The 18,830-nt window shown below is 31.9% G+C and carries 13 protein-coding genes; 5 read left to right on the forward strand and 8 right to left on the reverse strand.

Annotation, left to right across the window (positions count from 1 at the left end; genetic code table 11):
* The first annotated feature begins 98 nt into the window (after positions 1–98).
* A complete protein-coding gene (locus GKZ86_RS10820) occupies positions 99–1,412 on the forward strand; it encodes an APC family permease (RefSeq protein ID WP_154783123.1) in 1,314 nt (437 codons plus the stop codon).
* A 97-nt stretch (positions 1,413–1,509) separates the two neighbouring features.
* Here GKZ86_RS10820 and GKZ86_RS10825 read toward each other — a convergent pair whose 3' ends face one another.
* The 3 genes from GKZ86_RS10825 to GKZ86_RS10835 all read right to left on the reverse strand — a co-directional run bounded on the left by GKZ86_RS10825 (position 1,510) and on the right by GKZ86_RS10835 (position 7,636).
* The gene (locus tag GKZ86_RS10825) at positions 1,510–3,840 is read right to left on the reverse strand and encodes a hypothetical protein (RefSeq protein ID WP_154783124.1); all 2,331 of its coding nucleotides are present in this window, start codon (positions 3,838–3,840) and stop codon (positions 1,510–1,512) included.
* Positions 3,800–4,825: a hypothetical protein gene (locus tag GKZ86_RS10830; RefSeq protein ID WP_154783125.1), complete on the reverse strand. Its 1,026-nt coding sequence runs from the start codon at positions 4,823–4,825 to the stop codon at positions 3,800–3,802. The genes GKZ86_RS10825 and GKZ86_RS10830 overlap by 41 nt, the downstream gene beginning before the upstream one ends.
* 174 nt (positions 4,826–4,999) lie before the next feature.
* Positions 5,000–7,636 carry a valine--tRNA ligase gene (locus tag GKZ86_RS10835; RefSeq protein WP_154783126.1) on the reverse strand — a complete coding sequence of 879 codons (2,637 nt, stop codon included), beginning with the start codon at positions 7,634–7,636 and terminating at the stop codon, positions 5,000–5,002.
* A gap of 309 nt (positions 7,637–7,945) precedes the next feature.
* Here GKZ86_RS10835 and GKZ86_RS10840 point away from each other — a divergent pair, with 309 nt between their 5' ends.
* Entirely contained in the window at positions 7,946–8,326 is a 381-nt protein-coding gene (locus GKZ86_RS10840; RefSeq protein ID WP_154783127.1) for a DUF1573 domain-containing protein, read from the forward strand.
* A gap of 66 nt (positions 8,327–8,392) precedes the next feature.
* On the opposite strand, the gene GKZ86_RS10845 is transcribed toward GKZ86_RS10840, so the two are convergent.
* The 5 genes from GKZ86_RS10845 to GKZ86_RS10865 all read right to left on the reverse strand — a co-directional run bounded on the left by GKZ86_RS10845 (position 8,393) and on the right by GKZ86_RS10865 (position 16,157).
* Complete coding sequence (locus GKZ86_RS10845; RefSeq protein ID WP_154783128.1) at positions 8,393–8,872, reverse strand: hypothetical protein; 480 nt, start codon at positions 8,870–8,872, stop codon at positions 8,393–8,395.
* Between the two features lie 98 nt (positions 8,873–8,970).
* The gene (locus GKZ86_RS10850; RefSeq protein WP_154783129.1) at positions 8,971–11,100 is read right to left on the reverse strand and encodes an OmpA family protein; all 2,130 of its coding nucleotides are present in this window, start codon (positions 11,098–11,100) and stop codon (positions 8,971–8,973) included.
* Between the two features lie 10 nt (positions 11,101–11,110).
* Positions 11,111–12,046, reverse strand: a complete 936-nt coding sequence (locus GKZ86_RS10855; protein WP_154783130.1) for a type IX secretion system membrane protein PorP/SprF — start codon at positions 12,044–12,046, stop codon at positions 11,111–11,113.
* A 31-nt stretch (positions 12,047–12,077) separates the two neighbouring features.
* Positions 12,078–14,705, reverse strand: coding sequence for a gliding motility-associated C-terminal domain-containing protein (locus GKZ86_RS10860; RefSeq protein WP_154783131.1), 2,628 nt, complete (start codon positions 14,703–14,705; stop codon positions 12,078–12,080).
* Between the two features lie 129 nt (positions 14,706–14,834).
* Positions 14,835–16,157 carry a PDZ domain-containing protein gene (locus tag GKZ86_RS10865; protein ID WP_154783132.1) on the reverse strand — a complete coding sequence of 441 codons (1,323 nt, stop codon included), beginning with the start codon at positions 16,155–16,157 and terminating at the stop codon, positions 14,835–14,837.
* A gap of 122 nt (positions 16,158–16,279) precedes the next feature.
* Here GKZ86_RS10865 and GKZ86_RS10870 point away from each other — a divergent pair, with 122 nt between their 5' ends.
* From GKZ86_RS10870 to GKZ86_RS10880, 3 genes are all read left to right on the forward strand, one after another.
* Positions 16,280–17,476, forward strand: coding sequence for a pyridoxal phosphate-dependent aminotransferase (locus tag GKZ86_RS10870; RefSeq protein WP_154783133.1), 1,197 nt, complete (start codon positions 16,280–16,282; stop codon positions 17,474–17,476).
* 203 nt (positions 17,477–17,679) lie between these two features.
* Complete coding sequence (folE, locus tag GKZ86_RS10875; protein WP_154783134.1) at positions 17,680–18,351, forward strand: GTP cyclohydrolase I FolE; 672 nt, start codon at positions 17,680–17,682, stop codon at positions 18,349–18,351.
* 84 nt (positions 18,352–18,435) lie between these two features.
* Entirely contained in the window at positions 18,436–18,801 is a 366-nt protein-coding gene (locus GKZ86_RS10880; RefSeq protein WP_154783135.1) for a four helix bundle protein, read from the forward strand.
* Positions 18,802–18,830: the final 29 nt, after the last annotated feature.

Below are 18,830 nucleotides of genomic sequence, written 5' to 3' on the forward strand. Positions count from 1 at the left end.
CATCTTGAAAAAGGTGAGGTTTTTTATTTTGTTAAAATTTGTTTCATTTTATAAGTACTTTTGTTGCTATAAACCATTACAAAACATAAAACCCAAATATGTCTGATTCTACAAAAAACCAATTAAAGAAAAGTTTAGGTCTAAGTTTTAATATTGCCGTTTTAATTGGAGGAACAATTGGGGTAGGAATTTTGCGAACGCCGGGAACTATTGCAGAAATGCTTAATAATTATTGGCTCATTCTTGCGTCCTGGCTTTTTGGCGGTTTATATGTTTTATTAGGCGCGAATTCGTATGCAGAACTTGCTACGATGTTACCAAAGGCAGGAGGATCTTATAATTATATCAAAAGGGCTTTTGGCGAATATGCCGGATTTCTCTCCGGTTGGTTTGATTATATTACAAATGTAATTCCGCCAGCATTTTACTGCATTGTAATCAGCGAATATATGATTATTTTGTTTCCGTCACTTGCGAATTATTCAACCGTAATGGCAATTTCATTATTGGTCGCTTTTGTATTGATTCATTTAAGCGGTGTAAAAAACGGAAGCGTAATTCAGCAGATTACAAGTCTTTTAAAAGTGATTTGTTTTGTTGCTTTGGTTGTCGCTTGTTTTATGTATTCGGGAGTTGAAATTGCACCAATTAAAACAGATAATTCGTTTTTTCAAATCGGACTTTTATTCGGATTCTTTAAATCTTTACAACTTATCATCGGAACTTATAATGGTTGGAACAGCGCTTGCTTTTTTGCCGAAGAAAATGATGATCCAAGTAAAAATATTCCCAAATCATTATACAGCGGCGTTATTCTCGTTGTTGCAATTTACGTTTTGGTAAATGCTGCTTTTTTTCATGTTTTACCCATTGCAACTTTAGCGAAATCAAATCTGGCTGCTGCCGATGTTGCAAAAATTATCTTTGGAGAGAACGGGGCTATTATCGTTACTGTAATTTCGATATTTTCTTTAATCAGTATTTTGAATGCTTTTATGATGATTCCGCCAAGAATTCTTTACGGATTAAGCCGTGACGGTTTTTTTATCGAAAAAGGAACAACTGTTAATAAAGGCGGAACCCCAATTGTAGCGCTTTTAGTTTCTTCATTTGTCAGCTTATTTTTGATTTGTATTGGATCTTTTGAAGTATTGTTTTCTTTCGCTGCTTTTATCTCCATCATTGTTTGGGGACTCGCCTATTTTTCACTTTTAAAATTAAGAACTTCAGAACCGGATTTACCAAGACCTTATCGTTCGTTTTGGTATCCGTGGACAACTATAATTGCTATCATTGCTTCTATCGCTTTATTGGCTGGTTTTATTTACAGCGATCCTAAAAGTTTTATTATTATTCTTGGAATTACTTTGATTTCTTATCCATTGTTTTTGGTTTTGAAGAAGAAGAAATAGAATTCGTAGCGTAGCTAAAAAACAAACCCGACAGGTTTTATCCCGTCCCGAAGTTTCGGGATCGGGACTGTTGGGTTTAATTCACAAAAGAATTATTTTATCTCCTTGCTTTAAAATAGTCTTCAAAGGCATTACAATCTGAGATCAATTCTTCGTAATTGTCAGCATAATTTGATTTTAAATCCTGATAATATTTATTTTTACTCCAAAGGAAATCATCATAACTTTCAATTTCATGATTATAATCATTAGGATATTGATGTAGTAATTTATTCTTCTCACATTTCCCCATCATCCTTAAACATAAAGCTTTAAACATATCTGTTTTTGCATTTTTAAAAGCCAATGCGTAATATTTTTTTGCCAGATTGCATTCATAATATTCATCGTTATCTTCTACGGCATAATCTTGTATATAACCGATCAAGCCGTAGCGTCGCATTTCCTGTATACTTCCATAATATGTCATATTATAGTAACAATTAGCCACTAAAAAATTATAATAATCTTTGTTCTTTTCTGCCGGATTTGCCGCTTTCTTTAAATATGAAATTAAATTGTAGGTCACAGCATACTTATTCAGGTTATAGTAACCTTTTTGCTTAATAAAATCTGGTGTGTATTTTAAAACAAAAAACGGATTTTTATACGCATAATAACAATTTCCTCTTTCCCATATACATTCAGAATCTGAGATTGCATGTTCGGTTTGGTCTCCATCGTTACCAAAATAAAACAAGGCTTTCTCCAATTTATTCTGACGGATATATTTTGTACCTATTAAATCATAAAGCGCTGGCATTTCATTTTTCATGAAGCTATGTTTCCAAACAGAAAACTTATCCAAATCGTTTTTATCATTTTTAATATCTTCAACTATTTTTTCAACCTGAGCTGGAGAATAAAATATATTGATGTAATCAAAATAATTAGAATAATAGTCTGAATAATAGCTTCTTTTATTTTTGGAACCTTTCCAGAATGCCTGGTCATTATAATTATTATCTGCTGCATTTTCATTTAATTTTGAATATAAAAAAGCCGCATCTGTTGTATTTCCATTATATTCTAATTCTCTTCCAATCGCAAAAACAAATTTTTTATAACTTTCATTTTTAACAAGTATTGGTTTTACCTGATCTAAAATAATCGCTTTTCCACTACTCTGATTTGCTGTTAATGCCAATGCTTTTATAATTTCAATTTGATTGTAAAGTGAGTCATTTTTAGAAAAATTCTTCTCCAATTCCGAAATTTGATTCAAACAACCTTTATTATTCTTAGTAAGAAATAATAGATAAGCTTTACTCATTTTCCACAAAAGCGGATCATGAGCTTTTTTTAAATCTACATTGTTAACAAAATCTAATAATTGCCCTGCATAAACGCGATCTTTCTCGACACGTTTTAAAACTTCTTTTGTAGACATGCTTTCATTATCGAAATTGGATTCGATAGAAGGATTAAATAGAGAATAGTACGGAGTTAAAACCCAATCTTCTATTTTATTAATCTCTCTTAATAACAAAAATGATAATCCGTCAAATTTTGGATTGTATTTGTAAAGCTCTTTTATACAATCCAGCGATCGATCTGATTTTTTGATTCCTGCAAGGAAATAAACATTCGCTTTTTCCTGCTTTGTTTTGGCATACATTAAAACCGAATCCAAAGGCACTTTTCTATTAAACATTCCTGCGGTCATAAAGCTTTTCTCTGGTGCATTTACAAAAACCTGAGCTGCATAAAAATTAGATAATGCATTATTCTTTTCTGCAGTTACTTTAAAATATAAACTCCAGTATTTTAAAATATTATCCTTTTTCTGAGAGCCAAAAACACGATCATATAAACTTACAATCTTTTCTTTATCAGCATTGTAATACGACAATCGAATGGCTAAAAAAGTATATCGTTGTTTTAGCACTTCATTCTTTACTTTATTTGAAAGTGAAACAGCCTGATTTATTAGATTTGCTCTTTTGGGCAATGAACTAACTTCTTGACGCTCCCACGGATCATCATAAAAACCATTAAAAAATTCGCAGTTTTTAGCAAATTTCAAATAATTAATTGCTTCCATATCTTTTGTTTTATAAAGATACTGAAGCATTTTATTGCTGTTTTTTTCTGTAATATCTTCTGATTTAAACTGAAGCAAAACAGTTCTGATATCTTCAAAAGAAACTTTGTTTTTACAATATTCTATCCAAAGTTTTTCATTTGCATCAATTCGGTTTGTTTCAGAAACCGGTTTTTCAGAAATACTAAATGAATTTGAAGAATAATTAAAATCAGAATAGGCATAATATCTGAAATTTAAAGGATCAAAAAAGGAGAAACGAAGGTCTTCGCCATAAGGATAAAATCCGCAGGCGAAAATTGCGTTACTTACTAAAATTAGTAAAAAAACCAGATAATGTTTCATCGTTGTAATTACTTAATTGTTCTTCGTCTAAGTGAAATAATGTTACAGTTGTATTGGCATCAAAAACCACATTTTTCTTTATAATTTCAATCGCTCTATTGATATTTTCTTCTGTCGTTTTTTCGTATTTGATTTTATCTCCAACTCTCAGGTAAAAATTATCTACAACTTTGTCTTCTGTCACTTCATACCACAAAGGCTTTATTGGTTTAAGTGATTCAAAAATCTCTTTTTGATCGCTGTAAATAACTTTAGAAAACTTATTATTCTGGTAAACCTGCATCCAGGAATAAACAGGCAATGCAATATCAAGATGTATGGGGTATTTTCTTTTTTTGTTGAGATAAGATTCTAATTCGCTCTCATCTAAAATCGAATTCTTAGAATGATTTTCCAGTGGATTTATTAAGTTATAACACATTAACGTTGCCTTGTCAACAGGCGGAATTCCCATTTTTTCTGGATATTTATAAGGATATAATCTTAATGTGCAGCTGATTTCTTTTTTTGAAATTGATTTTAGCTTTTTCAAAAAATAAAAATAATTATCCTTTGTTGTTAAAGTCCAGTCGCAGTCCATTTGAAATTCAGTAACAGGATTTGCTCTCTCAAATTTATCTTTGGTATATTTATTTATCAGGAAATTGATATTGTCTGCCAGACTATCTAATCTCTTTGCATTAGTATTTTTAAAAATTCCATTTTTTATATAAACCGTTGGAACGATCGTTAGATTATTCTGTTCATAGATATGCAGCGATGTTTTTGATATTGGAAAATCTCCAAAAACATCGTCATGATCAATCTCAAAATACTTAATATACAACTTCTTAACATTCAAAGCTGTCAATGTGTTTTTTTCTTTTTCAGAGAAACTCCACGGATCGCTTTTCCAATAATAAAAAGATTTTTCGACGTTTTCTACTTTATTGGAACAGCCAAAAAAAAGAGAAGAAATAAACACAAACAATACGATTTTTTTCATTCAGAAGAGAGATTTTATTTTAATAGAAATCGTATTAAAATTATATCATTTTTAAGATATAAAATTTAAAAAATGAAAATATTTTTTAGCTAAAAACTGAATATTTTAGAAATAAGAAACCCGACAGATTTTTCTAAATCTGTCGGGTTTTTATAATAAAAAAAATCTGATTCCTTATTTCAAACCAGCAATACTTTGCTCGATTGTAGCAATTTTTGCCAAAGCATCTGCTTCTTTTTGTTTTTCGTTAGCCAAAACTTTTTCCGGTGCTCCGGCAACAAATTTTTCGTTTGATAATTTTGCCTGAACTGATTTTAAGAAACCTTGCGTGTAAACTAACTCTGCAGTTAATTTTGCAATTTCTTCTTCAACATTGATGTTTCCTCCAGAAATTGGAATGAAATATTCATTTGATTTTACACGGAAAGATAGTGCTCCGTCAACTTTTGCTGAAACATATTCGAAAGCAGAAATATTTCCTAATTTCGTTACGATTGAATCAAAATAAGTCGAGATATTCTCGCTGTTTATTGCTTTTAATTCGATAGCATCTTTAAACGGAATATTTTTATCTTTTCTGATAGTTCTGATTCCCGAAATTACTTCGATTGTATTTTCAAAATCAGCAATTAAAGTCGCGTTAAACGGTTTTAATTCTGGCCATGTTGAAACAATTAAAGCTTCTTCAGCAGTTCTGTCAGCAATTAAATGCCAAATTTCTTCTGTTAAGAAAGGCATAAACGGATGAAGCAGTTTCAAGTTACTTTCTAACATTTCGATTGCTTTATCAAACGTTGCTTTATCGATTGGTTGTTGATACGCTGGTTTGATCATTTCTAAAAACCAAGAACAGAAATCATCCCAAACCAATTTATAAATTGCCATTAATGAATCTGAAATTCTGTATTTCTCAAAATTATCTTCAATTTCAACTAAAGCTTGCTGCAATTTTGCTTCAAACCATTCGATCGCTACTTTTGATGATTCCGGTTGCGGAATAGTTTCTGAAACTTCCCAACCTTTAATCAATTTAACAGCATTCCATATTTTGTTTGTGAATGATTTTCCCTGAAGGCATAATTCTTCATCAAACATAATATCGTTTCCTGCAGAAGCGCTTAAAAGTAATCCTACACGAACACCATCAGCACCAAATTTCTCAATCAAGCCTAAAGGATCTGGGGAATTCCCTAATGATTTAGACATTTTTTGACGTTGTTTATCACGTACTAAACCAGTTAAATATACATTTGTAAATGGTTTTTCGCCCGCATATTCGTAACCTGCAATAATCATTCTGGCAACCCAGAAAAATAGAATATCCGGACCAGTTACCAAGTCGTTTGTTGGATAGTAATATTTATAATCTGCACTTTCCGGATCCATAATTCCGCCAAAAACAGACATTGGCCATAACCAAGAAGAAAACCATGTATCTAAAGCATCAACATCCTGAGTTAGATTGTTGATTGTTAATTGTTGATTATTAGTTCTTTCCTTAGCTAAAGCTAAAGCGTCTTCGATATTTTCAGCAACTACGAAATCTTCTTTTCCATCTCCGTAATAATATGCCGGGATTTGTTGTCCCCACCATAATTGACGAGAAATATTCCAATCACGAATATTGTTTAACCAATGCGCGTATGTATTTTCAAAACGTTTTGGATGTAATTTAATATCACCATCAACCAAAACAGATTTGATTGCCGGTTTTACTAAATCTTCCATTTTTAAAAACCATTGATCTGATAATCTTGGTTCGATTACAGCTTTGGTTCTTTCAGATGTTCCTACTTTATTCAAATGGATTTCGGTTTTTGCCAAAGCTCCAATTTCTTCCAGTTCTTTTGCAATTTCAGTACGAACTACGAAACGATCTTTTCCCTGATAATGTAATCCGAAACTATTTAATGTAGCATCTTCATTAAAAATATCAACGATTTCAAGATTGTGTTTTTCTCCTAATGCCTTGTCATTTACATCGTGCGCCGGAGTTACTTTTAGACATCCTGTTCCAAATTCTACATCTACATATTCATCTTCAATAATTGGAATCACTCTTCCGCAAATAGGAACGATGGCTTTTTTTCCTTTTAAATGGGCAAAACGCTCATCATTTGGATTGATACAAATAGCAGTGTCTCCAAAAATAGTTTCTGGACGCGTTGTTGCAATGGTTAAAAATTCCTCAGTTCCCTCAATTTTATAGTTTAAGAAAAATAATTTTCCTTGTTGTTCTTCATAAATAACTTCTTCGTCAGACAAAGTTGTTTTTGCTTCAGGATCCCAGTTTACCATTCGGTATCCTCTGTAGATTAAACCTTTGTTATATAAATCTACAAACGATTTAATTACAGATGCTGACATATCAGGATCCATTGTAAACTTAGTTCTTTCCCAGTCGCATGAAGCTCCCAGTTTTTTAAGTTGGTCTAAAATTACTCCACCGTATTTATCTGTCCATTCCCAAGCGTGCGCTAAAAATTCTTCGCGTGTTAAATCATTTTTATTGATTCCTTCTGCTTTTAATTTTGCTACTACTTTTGCTTCAGTCGCAATAGATGCGTGATCCGTTCCCGGAACCCAACAAGCATTAAAGCCTTTTAGACGCGCTCTACGAATTAAAACATCCTGAATTGTATTATTCAACATATGTCCCATGTGCAAAACTCCTGTGACGTTTGGTGGCGGAATTACAATTGTATAAGGTGTTCTATGATCTGGTTCTGAATGAAAATAGTTGTTTTTCATCCAGTAATCATACCATTTATTCTCGATCGTTTTAGCGTCAAATTGTGCTGGAATACTCATTTACTGTGGATATGTTTAATCGTTAATTCGTTGATTTGTTTAATCGGTAATTTGTGTAATTGTTTAATCGTTAAGTTGTTGATTTGTTTAATAGTTGATTTGTTTTTTTATTCTTTTAAAACAAAATATGACAAATCAATTAAACGATTAAACAGTTAAACAATTAAACCAAAACAAAATTGGTTCAATTTTTGTAATTATAACTGACAGCAAAAGTAAATAATTAAGTACACTATAAAAAGAGAAATAATAATTTGTGTATTAATTAAAAGAAAGTATATTTACTTACAACTTAAAATCAATTTCAAAATGAAAAATGTTGCCACTTTTATTGTAATACTATTATTTAGTGCAATGGGTTATTCCCAAAACGGCCCTAAAATTGAATTTGCAGCGTCAGACAACACTATTGATTATGGAAAAATATCGAAAAGTGATAATGCAGTCCGATCTTTTGAATTTACAAATACCGGAGATGCACCTTTGTTAATAACATCTGCAGAATCTACAGTAAGTACGATTGTTGTTACAAAACCTGCTGCGGCAATTATGCCTGGTAAAAAAGGAAAAATTGACGTAAAATATAATATGGCTGCAGGTCCAATTCGTAAAACAATTACTGTTGAAACCAATGCCGTAAATTATCCTGACGGTAGAGTTGCCCTTAAAATTAAAGGGGAAGTTTTATAAGAAGTTTAAAATCTAAAAATAGTAAAGCCGTTTCTGAATAAGGAACGGCTTTTTTTTGATTATGATTTATTTTTTACCAGCACACTCTGCTGTTTCAAACTTATATTTTACACGATCAAAATCAATAGGTTTGTCTTTAACTAAATAGGTTACTCCCATTGTTGTCTGCATTGTTCCGTTTCCTAAAATAAGCCGTTTGTCTTTTTTCAGGAACGCCATTGGGTTTTTGAACGTTTTATTTTTATTTGTTACTTCAACAAAAGTATAATCTGCAAATAAAGTATCACCATGAAATTCTCCTTTGATCTCTCCCGTTTTTATTGTTGAAGAAGCAACATTCATTATCATGCTTCCGGTTATTTTACCGCTTTGTAAAGTATTCAATTTTAAATCAAGTGTATCTTTTTCGTATACGGCTCTGTAACATTGCGTGCTTACAATTTTTTCTTCAACGGCTTTGACAGCATCAGTTTGGGTTTCATTCTTTTTACAGCTTTGAAATCCAACACCAGCCAAAAGTATACATGCTAAGACAAGTTTTTTCATAAATTAAGACTTTTAAGTTTATTGTTATCTTATAAAATTAAATAAAAAAGAAGCCAAAAAAAAGGCTTCTCAATTAAATTTATCATTTTATATTAAATCTATAAATTCTTAATTACAAATTCGCTTCTTCGGTTTAATTCATGTTCTTCTTCATTGCAGGCGTCATCTGTTTTGCATTTTATAATTGGAACTGATTCTCCGTAACCTTTTGCTGTAAGCCTTTTAGAATCAATTCCAGATTGTATTATAAATTCCATCGTTGAGTTTGCTCTTTTTTGAGAAAGGTCTTCATTAAATTTAGCATTTCCTCTTGAATCTGTGTGTGAACCAATTTCAATAACCATTCCCGGATATTTCTTCATTAATTCAATTACTCTCCCTAAAACAACTTTAGATTCTTTACGGATATACCACATATTATAGTCAAAATAAATAGGGTCTGTTTTGATAATCAGTCTGTCTTTGTCTCTGACAACATCTTTTTCCTGTTTTAAAATTTGATCAACTTTTTCTTTTTTCTTGATTTCTGTTGCGGCAATTTCAGCTTCTTTGGCTTTTTTCTCTTTTTGTTTTAATTCGATTACGGCCAGCGCTTCTTTTTTCTTGTTTTCTTCTTCTATAATAATTTCCTGCTTTCTTTTATTTTCGGCAGTTTCTTTTTCTTCCAATTTAATGGCTTCCAAAGATTTTAAGGCTAAAGAACCATCATTTATAACATCTCTTGTTTTGTTTAAAGTCAATGTTCTCGATTCATTCGTGTATTTTTCCTTAAAAGCAGAAATTTTATACGAAGCTTCGCAAGGAACGGTAAAACTAAATTTTCCATCAGCAGGAGTTGTAATCGTATTTAGCGTTTTATTATTGGAATCCTGCAAAATTACTGTTGCATTTTCTAATGCTAATTTTGTATCAATATCGGTTATTGTTCCGGCAATAAACTGTTTACAATCTTCTACAATTAGATCTTTAATTTCTTTAAACTGATAAATATCGTCGCTTCCCTTTCCTCCTTCTCTGTTTGATGCAAAATATCCTTCTTTTGTGTCTGATTCGATATTAAATGAAAAATCATCTGAATTGGAATTTAATGGCAAACCGATGTTTACTGGTTCTGAATATTTATTTCCGTCAATTTCAGACACAAAAACATCCAAAGAACCGTAACCCAAATGTCCGTCAGAAGAAAAATAAAGCTTATTATCTGCTGAAACAAAAGGAAATTGTTCTCTTTTATCGGTATTAATAATTGGTCCTAAATTTTTTGGAGTATCAAAAGCGCCTTTGTTTATGTTTACAGAATAAATATCAAACGAACCTAAACTTCCCGGCATATCCGAAGCAAAATACAATACTTTTTCATCTGCACTCAAAGCCGGATGTTCTAAGGAATAATTGGCACTATTAAACGGAAGTGAAGTAATATTTGTCCATTTTCCTTCAACCAATTCAGCTTTAAAAATCTGAAGGTTAGAGATCTTTTTGTCGTCTTTCTTTTTCTTCCCGTTTTTAGAATTGTTTCTTGTAAAGTACATCGTTTTACCATCTTTTGTAAAAACAGGATTAGCTTCATGCATTCCTGTTTTTAGTTCATCGGCAAAATAACTGACAACGGCCTCGTTCGCATTAAGATTTTGAATTGGTATTGAAACTAAATTTAAATAGGTTTCATTATCCCATTTGTACTTTTTATCAAATAATCCCGGTTTTAGTTTTACAGCGGCAAATACTAAATTGTCTTTGTATTTTACAGCTCCAAACTCAGAATTTGGGGTGTTTATGGCCAGATTTTTTATTTCAAAACGGTTTCCAATTGCCGAAACATTTTCTAATTCTTTTAGTTTTCTTTGAAAATAAACAGAATCCTGACTGTTTGTTGATTTTGCATAATATTCTTTTAAAACAGAATTGGCGTCATCATAACTATTGCTGGCTTTTAAGGTTTGTGCATATCTGAAATAATAATTTCGATCTAAATCCTGGTTATAATTTTTAATCAGAAGGCGATAATAGCGTTGCGCTTTTATTAAATCGTTTGTATAATAATAGGAATCGGCCAGGTTTTTAATTACTTCCTGCGAAGGTTTATTTTCGGCAAGTTTTTCATATAAAATAATGGCTTGAGTATAGTATGTTTTATCAAAAAATCGCTTGGCTCTAATAAGTTCCTGATCTTGTGCATTTACAAACTGTATTGAAAATACGAATATAATAACGAGTAGTTTTTTCATATTTTTCATTTTAAAAGAATCTTGGTGATTTATCAAATCCTTTGCCTAATAAATCTAAATCGAAAAGCAGCATAATTTCGTGTGTTCCTGAATTAAACTGACCTAAATTTGATAATGTATAATCGTATGCATAACCAACTCTAAATGTTGGTGTAATGTTGATATTTACCAACGCGCTTACTGCATCACTGATTCTGTAAGCGGCACCAAATTCGAACTTTTCATTGTATAAAACATTGGCTGTTATATCTACAGAAACGGGAGCGCCTTTAACAATTTTTGACATAAATGCCGGTTTCAATTTTAATGCGTCATTAATTTGAAAAACATATCCGGCGGTAAAAAAAGTATGAATCTCTTCAGAACCGTAAGCGTTTATTCCTGATTTTTCTTCAATTTGTTTTGCTTTCAACAAATTTGGAGCTGATAATCCGACATAAAAATTGTTTCTAAAATAATAAGCCCCTATTCCAATATTAGGTTTAGTTACATTAACATTTTCGGCGAAAGCAGCATCTGTAGAAGTGTCTCCACTTTGCAGAACAAATCCATTAAAATTAGTTTGTAATGCTGAAAATCCTGCTTTTACACCTAGTGAAAGTTTATTTTGTCCTCCTAAATTTAAAACATAAGCAAAATCTGCGTATAGGTTATTTTCTTTTTTTGCTCCGTCTCCAATATCATCAGATACTAATGAAAGCCCTATTTCTATCTTATCGCTCAAAGCAGTATGTCCGAAAAAAGTAAATGTTTTTGGAGCTCCAACGGCACCAACCCATTGTGTTCTGTATAAACCTCCAAGATTTAACATTGATGGTGTTCCGCTTGCATACGCCGGATTTACCACACTCATATTATACATATAATGTGTGTATTCCGGATCTTGCTGTGCGGAAACGGACGCTATATAAAAGAAAAAAGGTATAAAAAATAATATTTTTTTCATTTGAAATTATGTTGAATAATGTGAAAAACAATTATCTGTTTAAGTAAAGACGACCTTGTTTAGGCTTTTTATTGTCTTTATTAAAATTCAAAATGTAAAAATAAACACCGCTTGGTGCCAGACCGCTGGCAACTCCGTTAGTTTCGTAATTCGTCCCGTCCCAGCCTGGTTTATTTATAAACCCTTTATACATTCCGTTTCCGTATCTATTAAAAATTTCAAGTGTATAATTTGGATATAAAAATTCGATATTCGGAATCACAAAAGTGTCATTTACACCATCGCCATTTGGAGAAAATCCGTCAGGAATAAAAAAGTCATTTGGCACATCGTCACAATGTGTCAACGAAACTGTTACATCAAGACGCTCGTAGGAATAACAATTTGTTGTACCCGAATAGCCAAAACCATAATATTTGCCTTGTTCAGTCAAAACAGTAGATGAAGGCAATAGATTTCCATTTTTAGGAGCATCATACCAAACTACTGATGAAGCCATATCTGTTTTATTAGATAAATCTAAAAGAGTAGGATTATTTAAACCGCAAAAATCTGCCGGTTCGTTTAATTCCGGCGCCGGAGTATCATTTATCGTAACCAAAATCATGGTAGGATTTGAAGTACAGTTGGCAGTCGTTATTCGAACATAGTAATTCTGAGAGATTAAAACAGCACCATTATCAAGTGGTACAGTCGCCGTAGGAGAATCATACCATTTATATTCTGGTCCTTTGGGTACTAAATTAGCAATCGTTGTTCCTTCTGATTTACAAAAAGATAAATCATTAGCCGCTGGTGCAGCCGGAATTGGATTCAATAAAAAGGGATCTGCAATACCGGATACATTAATGCTACAAGTAGTAGTATTATCTCTCAAATTGGTAATTGTTGCAGTTGTAGAACCAGTATTTACAAGTAATCCTGAAGGAATTACAAATGTAGCACTTCCGTTTACCGGAATTAAATTAACAGTTTGTACTATTGAGGTATTTCTTCCTGAAAGAATATAAGATAAAGTTACATCGGTCAAACTTCCTAATCCTGAAACTGAAGCCGTTACTACATCTCCAAAACAAAAATCGGCAACCTGTATTCTTAAAGTTGCTATGCCTGGTGCAGGAATGACTATGATATCTCCTTTTAAGTTTGCAGTGTTTGCACATTGTGAAACTACCTGTGTAATATTTGTAATTGTTATTACTGAGTTGCCACTTTGTGCATTTAAAAATGATGGAATTGTAAAAGTTGCATTTCCTCCGGTAAATGTCACTCTCACATTTTGAGCGGTTGCATTATTTGCTCCTGAAATGTTATATCGCAGGTCATAAACTCCGTCTTTAATTTTTATTGCATCAGAAATTACTATTGTCGCTGTACTATTCTGGCAGGTTTTTGCTTCTGCAATTTTAGCTCCTGTTAAATCCGGTAACGGATATACATGCAAAATATCTGACAAATTATTAACAATATTAATACATGCCTGCTCGCTGCTTTCTGCATAAATATCAAGAATAGTTACCGTAAAATCTCCAACTTGTTTAAAATAGTCTGATTTGATTGGAAAAAGAAAAACTCCGTTACTAAGAGTTGCAATAACTGTTTCTGTACCACCGTTGGGTCCTGAAACATTAAATGTAATTTTATAATTACCGTTTGGAATTACTGCCGGCCCTTTTGTAATTCGAATAGAATATGTTGCTGTTGGAATTTCAGTTTCGCATATATCAGAATCAACAGTAACTGTCGCTCCGGTAAAATCAAGTTTCTTTTCTATTCTGATAATCACTCTTGTCGAAGCCGGATTACAGACTGTATTGGGAGAAGGAACGCTATAGGTAAAGTAATAATTGCCTTCTCCAAACCTATTGTATATTTTTTGGATATCTATGAAATGATCTCCGGAAAAAGTCAATTCTCCTGTTGATCTGATGTTGGCATCTGTCCAGGTACCATTGGGATCGGCTCCTGTAAGCATCAAGTTTAAATCCTGATTTGTATAATTTGATACATCATCGCTACATATCTTCAAATTATTTGCGGTTCCTGATTTTGGCGCTCTGTAAACTGTTAAATTTATTGTTGCCGGAGGCGGCGCGGCGCATGAACCCACAGAAGTCATTGTATAGGTAAACTGATACTGTCCGAGTAAATTTGTGACGTTTACAAAAGAATCTGAAACATCTTGGTTTGTAGTGTCATTATGCCATTTTCCATTAGAATGCGGACCTAATACTGTACCATCAAAAGCCTGAAAAAGATTAAAATTTCCTGCAGATGTACAGGTAATTGCAAAAGAAGGTTTTCCCGTATATCCTCCAACTGTAACCGTAACTGTTGATGAAGTATCTGCACAACCGGTATTATCGGGTAAGGTATATGTATATTGATAAATTCCACTATTCTGAATAAGGTGCACATTCAAAATTCCGGTTGCACCATCTAATCCGTATGAATTATCATCATCAGACCACGTACCGCCCGGAATTGCTGGTCCTAATAATGCAAACAGATCGACAGTTTTATTTGCCGGATTTGGAATATCACAAATTGTTATACTTGCATCATTTCCGGCACATTGACTGTAAATTGTTGTAGGTAAACAAGTTAATAAAACAAAAAACAGTACAAATTGTAAGAAATTATAGTATTTTTTGATCATGGGTTTTATTTTAGTTAAACATAATAAAAATATCGTGTTTCTTTATCAAAAAACTTAATTTTCTTATTAATATTTTAAAATAAGCTTAACTTAATCAAAAAAATACTTTCTAACTGAGATTATATAGAATTATAATTCATCTTCTAATTTAAACCTAAATTTTAAAATCAAGCTATTTCGTTCGACTTCTAAATTAATCCAGGTATCATTTTCAGATTTCAATAAATTGTTTATTTGCTGCAATGAATATCGGTACGGTAATACTTTATTGATGCTTACAATAATGTCTCCTTTTTGCAAACCGCATTTTTCTGCAGCAGAATTTTTCCGGATATTTACAATTTCATAAACAGGTTTTAATAAAAACTTATATCTAAAATTATCGTTTTTAGAATTTGAATCGGCTTCATTAATTGATGTTGCCACTTGCACCATTTCTAAACGAACAGTTTCCTGCACCCATTGCAAACCATTATGCTGAATTGTGATTCCGCTTTTGTTATAAGTAAAGGGTTCTGAAAATTTACTATTCTTTTTAAGATATAACTTTCGGTCTGCATAATCTAAAACCAAAGTAAATCGCTTTAAAACTTCTCCTCCAACAGAACCAATACGATCGGGAACCATTTTTACATTTCGAATTGATGTTGAATCAGGAAAAGAGACAATCGGATTTTTAAAATCAAAACCTGCAATAGAAAATTTTTCAATTTTTGCCCGATGGCCTTCAATATCTCCACTAAAGCCTTTTCCTAAAAAATCAGGAAAATTCTTTTTAGGCAATTTTATTCTATTATTTTCAAAAACCCAAAATGCATCACTATTTCCAATATCAATAAGCAATTTAGCCGGTATTTCTGTACCATCTGTTACTGCAGTTGTATAAATGTATGGTTTTGATCTTTCGATTGTTATTGGCACAGACCTGAATTTTCTATCCAGTTTCTTTCTGCTTTCTTCATCATTAGAATGAATTATAATTTTCTTTCTCTGATAATTGATTTCAACTAAATTATTTTTAAAAAATTTATGTCCAATAATACCGTTTACCGGAATACCAATGTGCGAGGATAAATTAAAACTTTGATCCAGAATAATATAAACCATATGATTGCTGGATTTTATGCCATGAGTTTCTAAAACATTGTTGGTCGATTTTAACCCTTCTATTTCCTGTTCACTTCCAAGACCTCTGAGTTTTATTTTTTCTATGTTATTAAAACTAACTTCCTGCTTTTCTTCCATACTAAACAAGATTGTTTCCTCAACTCCGGAATCAAGCAAAAAATTTAGTTCTACCCCATTCACTTTTATAGGAATAAAGATGAGATTATTTATCAATTGAAATGGAATAATTACCTTATTACGATGGTTTTCTATCAAAAAATCATTTTGCGCCAAAAGTGAAAAAGGTACGAAAAGCCCAAAAAACAACACAATATATTTTTTCATTGACAATATTTTATTATAAAATTAGTAAATATATTTATAATTGTTAGATTTTTACAAGTCCCCTTAATGTTTACGTTAAATTCGAAAAAAAAATGCAAATTTGCACTTCAATAATAAAACACATGCCAACAATTTCCAACAAAGGCAAAAACATGCCCGAATCACCGATACGCAAACTTGCTCCTTATGCAGATAGTGCAAAACAACAAGGAAAAAAAGTGTATCATTTAAACATTGGTCAACCGGATATTAAGACACCCGAAGTGGCCATCGAGGCGGTAAAAAATATTGATTTAAGTATTATAGAATACAGTCCGTCAGCCGGATATGAAAGTTATAGAAAAAAATTAGCTAAATTTTACCAACGCCAAAACGTAAATGTTAACTCAGAAGACATCATTGTAACCACTGGTGGCTCAGAAGCCTTATTGTTTGCATTGGCCACAATTACAGACCCGGGAGACGAAATTATTATTCCTGAGCCTTTTTATGCTAATTATCACGCATTTGCATCATCAACCAGTGCAACGGTAATTCCTGTAATTTCAGATATTGAAACAGGTTTTGCTTTGCCAAGTATTGATATTGTTGAGAAATTAATTACGCCAAAAACCAAAGCTATTTTAATTTGCAATCCAGGTAATCCAACAGGTTATTTGTATTCTGAATCAGAAATCAAACAATTAGCAAGTTTGATTAAAAAGCATGATTTATATTTAATCGCTGATGAAGTGTATCGTGAATTTTTATACGATGGAGACGATGTTCATTTTTCGGTAATGAATTTAGAAGGTGTTGAACAAAATGTAATTATGGTCGATTCAGTTTCAAAACGTTACAGTATGTGTGGCGCCAGAATTGGATGTTTGGTTACTAAAAACAAGGTTGTTTTGGCAACCGTTATGAAATTTGCCCAGGCAAGATTGAGTCCGCCAACTATTGAACAAATTGCGTGTGAAGCTGCTATAGATACTCCGCAAAGTTATTTTGATGAAGTAATTTCAGAATACAAAAGCCGTCGTGACACTTTAATTACAGAATTAAACAAAATTGATGGCGTTATTGTAACCAAACCAAAAGGGGCTTTTTATTGCATTGCACAATTGCCAATAGAAAATGCTGATGATTTTGCACAATGGCTTTTAGAAAGCTACGATTTAAACGGAGAAACTGTTATGGTTGCTCCTGCTGCCGGATTTTATTCAACTCCGGGAATGGGTTTAAATCAGGTTCGAATTGCTTATGTATTGAATAAGAAAGATTTAGTTACTGCTGTAAATATTTTAAAAGAAGCTCTTTTGGTTTATAACAAAAGATAATTTTAAATAAAAAGCACATTCATAAAAAGGCAATAACTTCCCGTTATTGCCTTTTCTATTTTATAAAAATTACAGATTGGGTTTTAATTTAAATTATATCCAAAAACTATCGATTAAATAGTAAAAACGATAGAAAAGGTTTCCTTTTTATTAATTATCTTTACCGCCTTAAAAAGATATACCCATTATAATAGTAGTTTTTAATGATAAATAACGAAGATTTTTTAGACGAAATAGGTGACAGTCATTTCAGCAGTAATGCAAAAAACCCTCTAAGAGAGGATGCTTTTGATTTAACTGATGAAGAAAAAATAGAAAAAATTAAAAAAGATGTCGAAAACATTCTCCAAACTCTTGGAATGGATTTGACGGATGACAGCATAAAAGGTACTCCAAACCGAGTAGCAAAAATGTTTGTTAAGGAGATTTTTGGTGGTCTTAACCCTGCAAAACAGCCAAAAGCTTCAACTTTTGAGAATAATTACAAATACGGTGAAATGTTAGTCGAGAAAAACATTACCGTTTATTCTACCTGCGAACACCACTTATTACCCATTATAGGACGCGCACACGTAGCTTATATTTCAAGCGGAAGAGTTATTGGTTTATCCAAAATGAACCGTATTGTAGAATATTATGCTAAAAGACCTCAAGTTCAGGAGCGTTTAACAATGCAAATTGTTCAGGAATTGCAAAAAGCACTAGGAACAGAAGATGTTGCCTGCGTTATTGATGCAAAACACCTTTGCGTAAACTCAAGAGGAATTAAAGATATCGAAAGCAGCACTGTAACGTCTGAATTTGGTGGAAAATTCAAAGATCCTCAAACTAAAAGAGAGTTTTTAGATTACATTAAATTGGAAACGCAATTTTAAATATTTGGTTAATCGTTTATTTGTTAAACCGTTTATTCGAAAGCAGTTAAACAAATAAACGATAAAACAATTAAACCAGAATATATGTATGTTTTTTCATTTGAAAAACTAGAGGTTTGGCAAAATGCAAGAATGTTTATTTTGGATATTTATAAATTAACTAGTAAATTTCCATCAAATGAATTATTCGGAATAACTTCTCAAATAAAAAGAAGCTCATCATCGATTGCTACTAATATTGCAGAAGGAACTTCGAGAAATACAAATAAAGATAAAGCTCATTTTTTAACGATCTCCTATTCATCTGCAATGGAAACTTTAAATCATTTAATAATTTCTAAAGATTTAAATTATGTATCTGAAACAGAATATTTAGCATCGCGTGAAAAAATTGAAAAAATCTGCAATCAGATAAATAGTTTAAAAAAATACTATCTTTCAAAAGAATAAAAACGCAGATAATTAAAAAACAAAAAAAC

The organism is Flavobacterium sp. LC2016-13 (assembly GCF_009707955.1).
Lineage (GTDB): Bacteria > Bacteroidota > Bacteroidia > Flavobacteriales > Flavobacteriaceae > Flavobacterium.

Coding starts and splice junctions, on each gene's coding strand:
- GKZ86_RS10820 (WP_154783123.1), top strand. CDS start 99: ATGTCTGATTCTACAAAAAACCAATTAAAGAAAAGTTTAGGTCTAAGT.
- GKZ86_RS10825 (WP_154783124.1), bottom strand. CDS start 3,840: ATGAAACATTATCTGGTTTTTTTACTAATTTTAGTAAGTAACGCAATT.
- GKZ86_RS10830 (WP_154783125.1), bottom strand. CDS start 4,825: ATGAAAAAAATCGTATTGTTTGTGTTTATTTCTTCTCTTTTTTTTGGC.
- GKZ86_RS10835 (WP_154783126.1), bottom strand. CDS start 7,636: ATGAGTATTCCAGCACAATTTGACGCTAAAACGATCGAGAATAAATGG.
- GKZ86_RS10840 (WP_154783127.1), top strand. CDS start 7,946: ATGAAAAATGTTGCCACTTTTATTGTAATACTATTATTTAGTGCAATG.
- GKZ86_RS10845 (WP_154783128.1), bottom strand. CDS start 8,872: ATGAAAAAACTTGTCTTAGCATGTATACTTTTGGCTGGTGTTGGATTT.
- GKZ86_RS10850 (WP_154783129.1), bottom strand. CDS start 11,100: ATGAAAAAACTACTCGTTATTATATTCGTATTTTCAATACAGTTTGTA.
- GKZ86_RS10855 (WP_154783130.1), bottom strand. CDS start 12,046: ATGAAAAAAATATTATTTTTTATACCTTTTTTCTTTTATATAGCGTCC.
- GKZ86_RS10860 (WP_154783131.1), bottom strand. CDS start 14,705: ATGATCAAAAAATACTATAATTTCTTACAATTTGTACTGTTTTTTGTT.
- GKZ86_RS10865 (WP_154783132.1), bottom strand. CDS start 16,157: ATGAAAAAATATATTGTGTTGTTTTTTGGGCTTTTCGTACCTTTTTCA.
- GKZ86_RS10870 (WP_154783133.1), top strand. CDS start 16,280: ATGCCAACAATTTCCAACAAAGGCAAAAACATGCCCGAATCACCGATA.
- folE (WP_154783134.1), top strand. CDS start 17,680: ATGATAAATAACGAAGATTTTTTAGACGAAATAGGTGACAGTCATTTC.
- GKZ86_RS10880 (WP_154783135.1), top strand. CDS start 18,436: ATGTATGTTTTTTCATTTGAAAAACTAGAGGTTTGGCAAAATGCAAGA.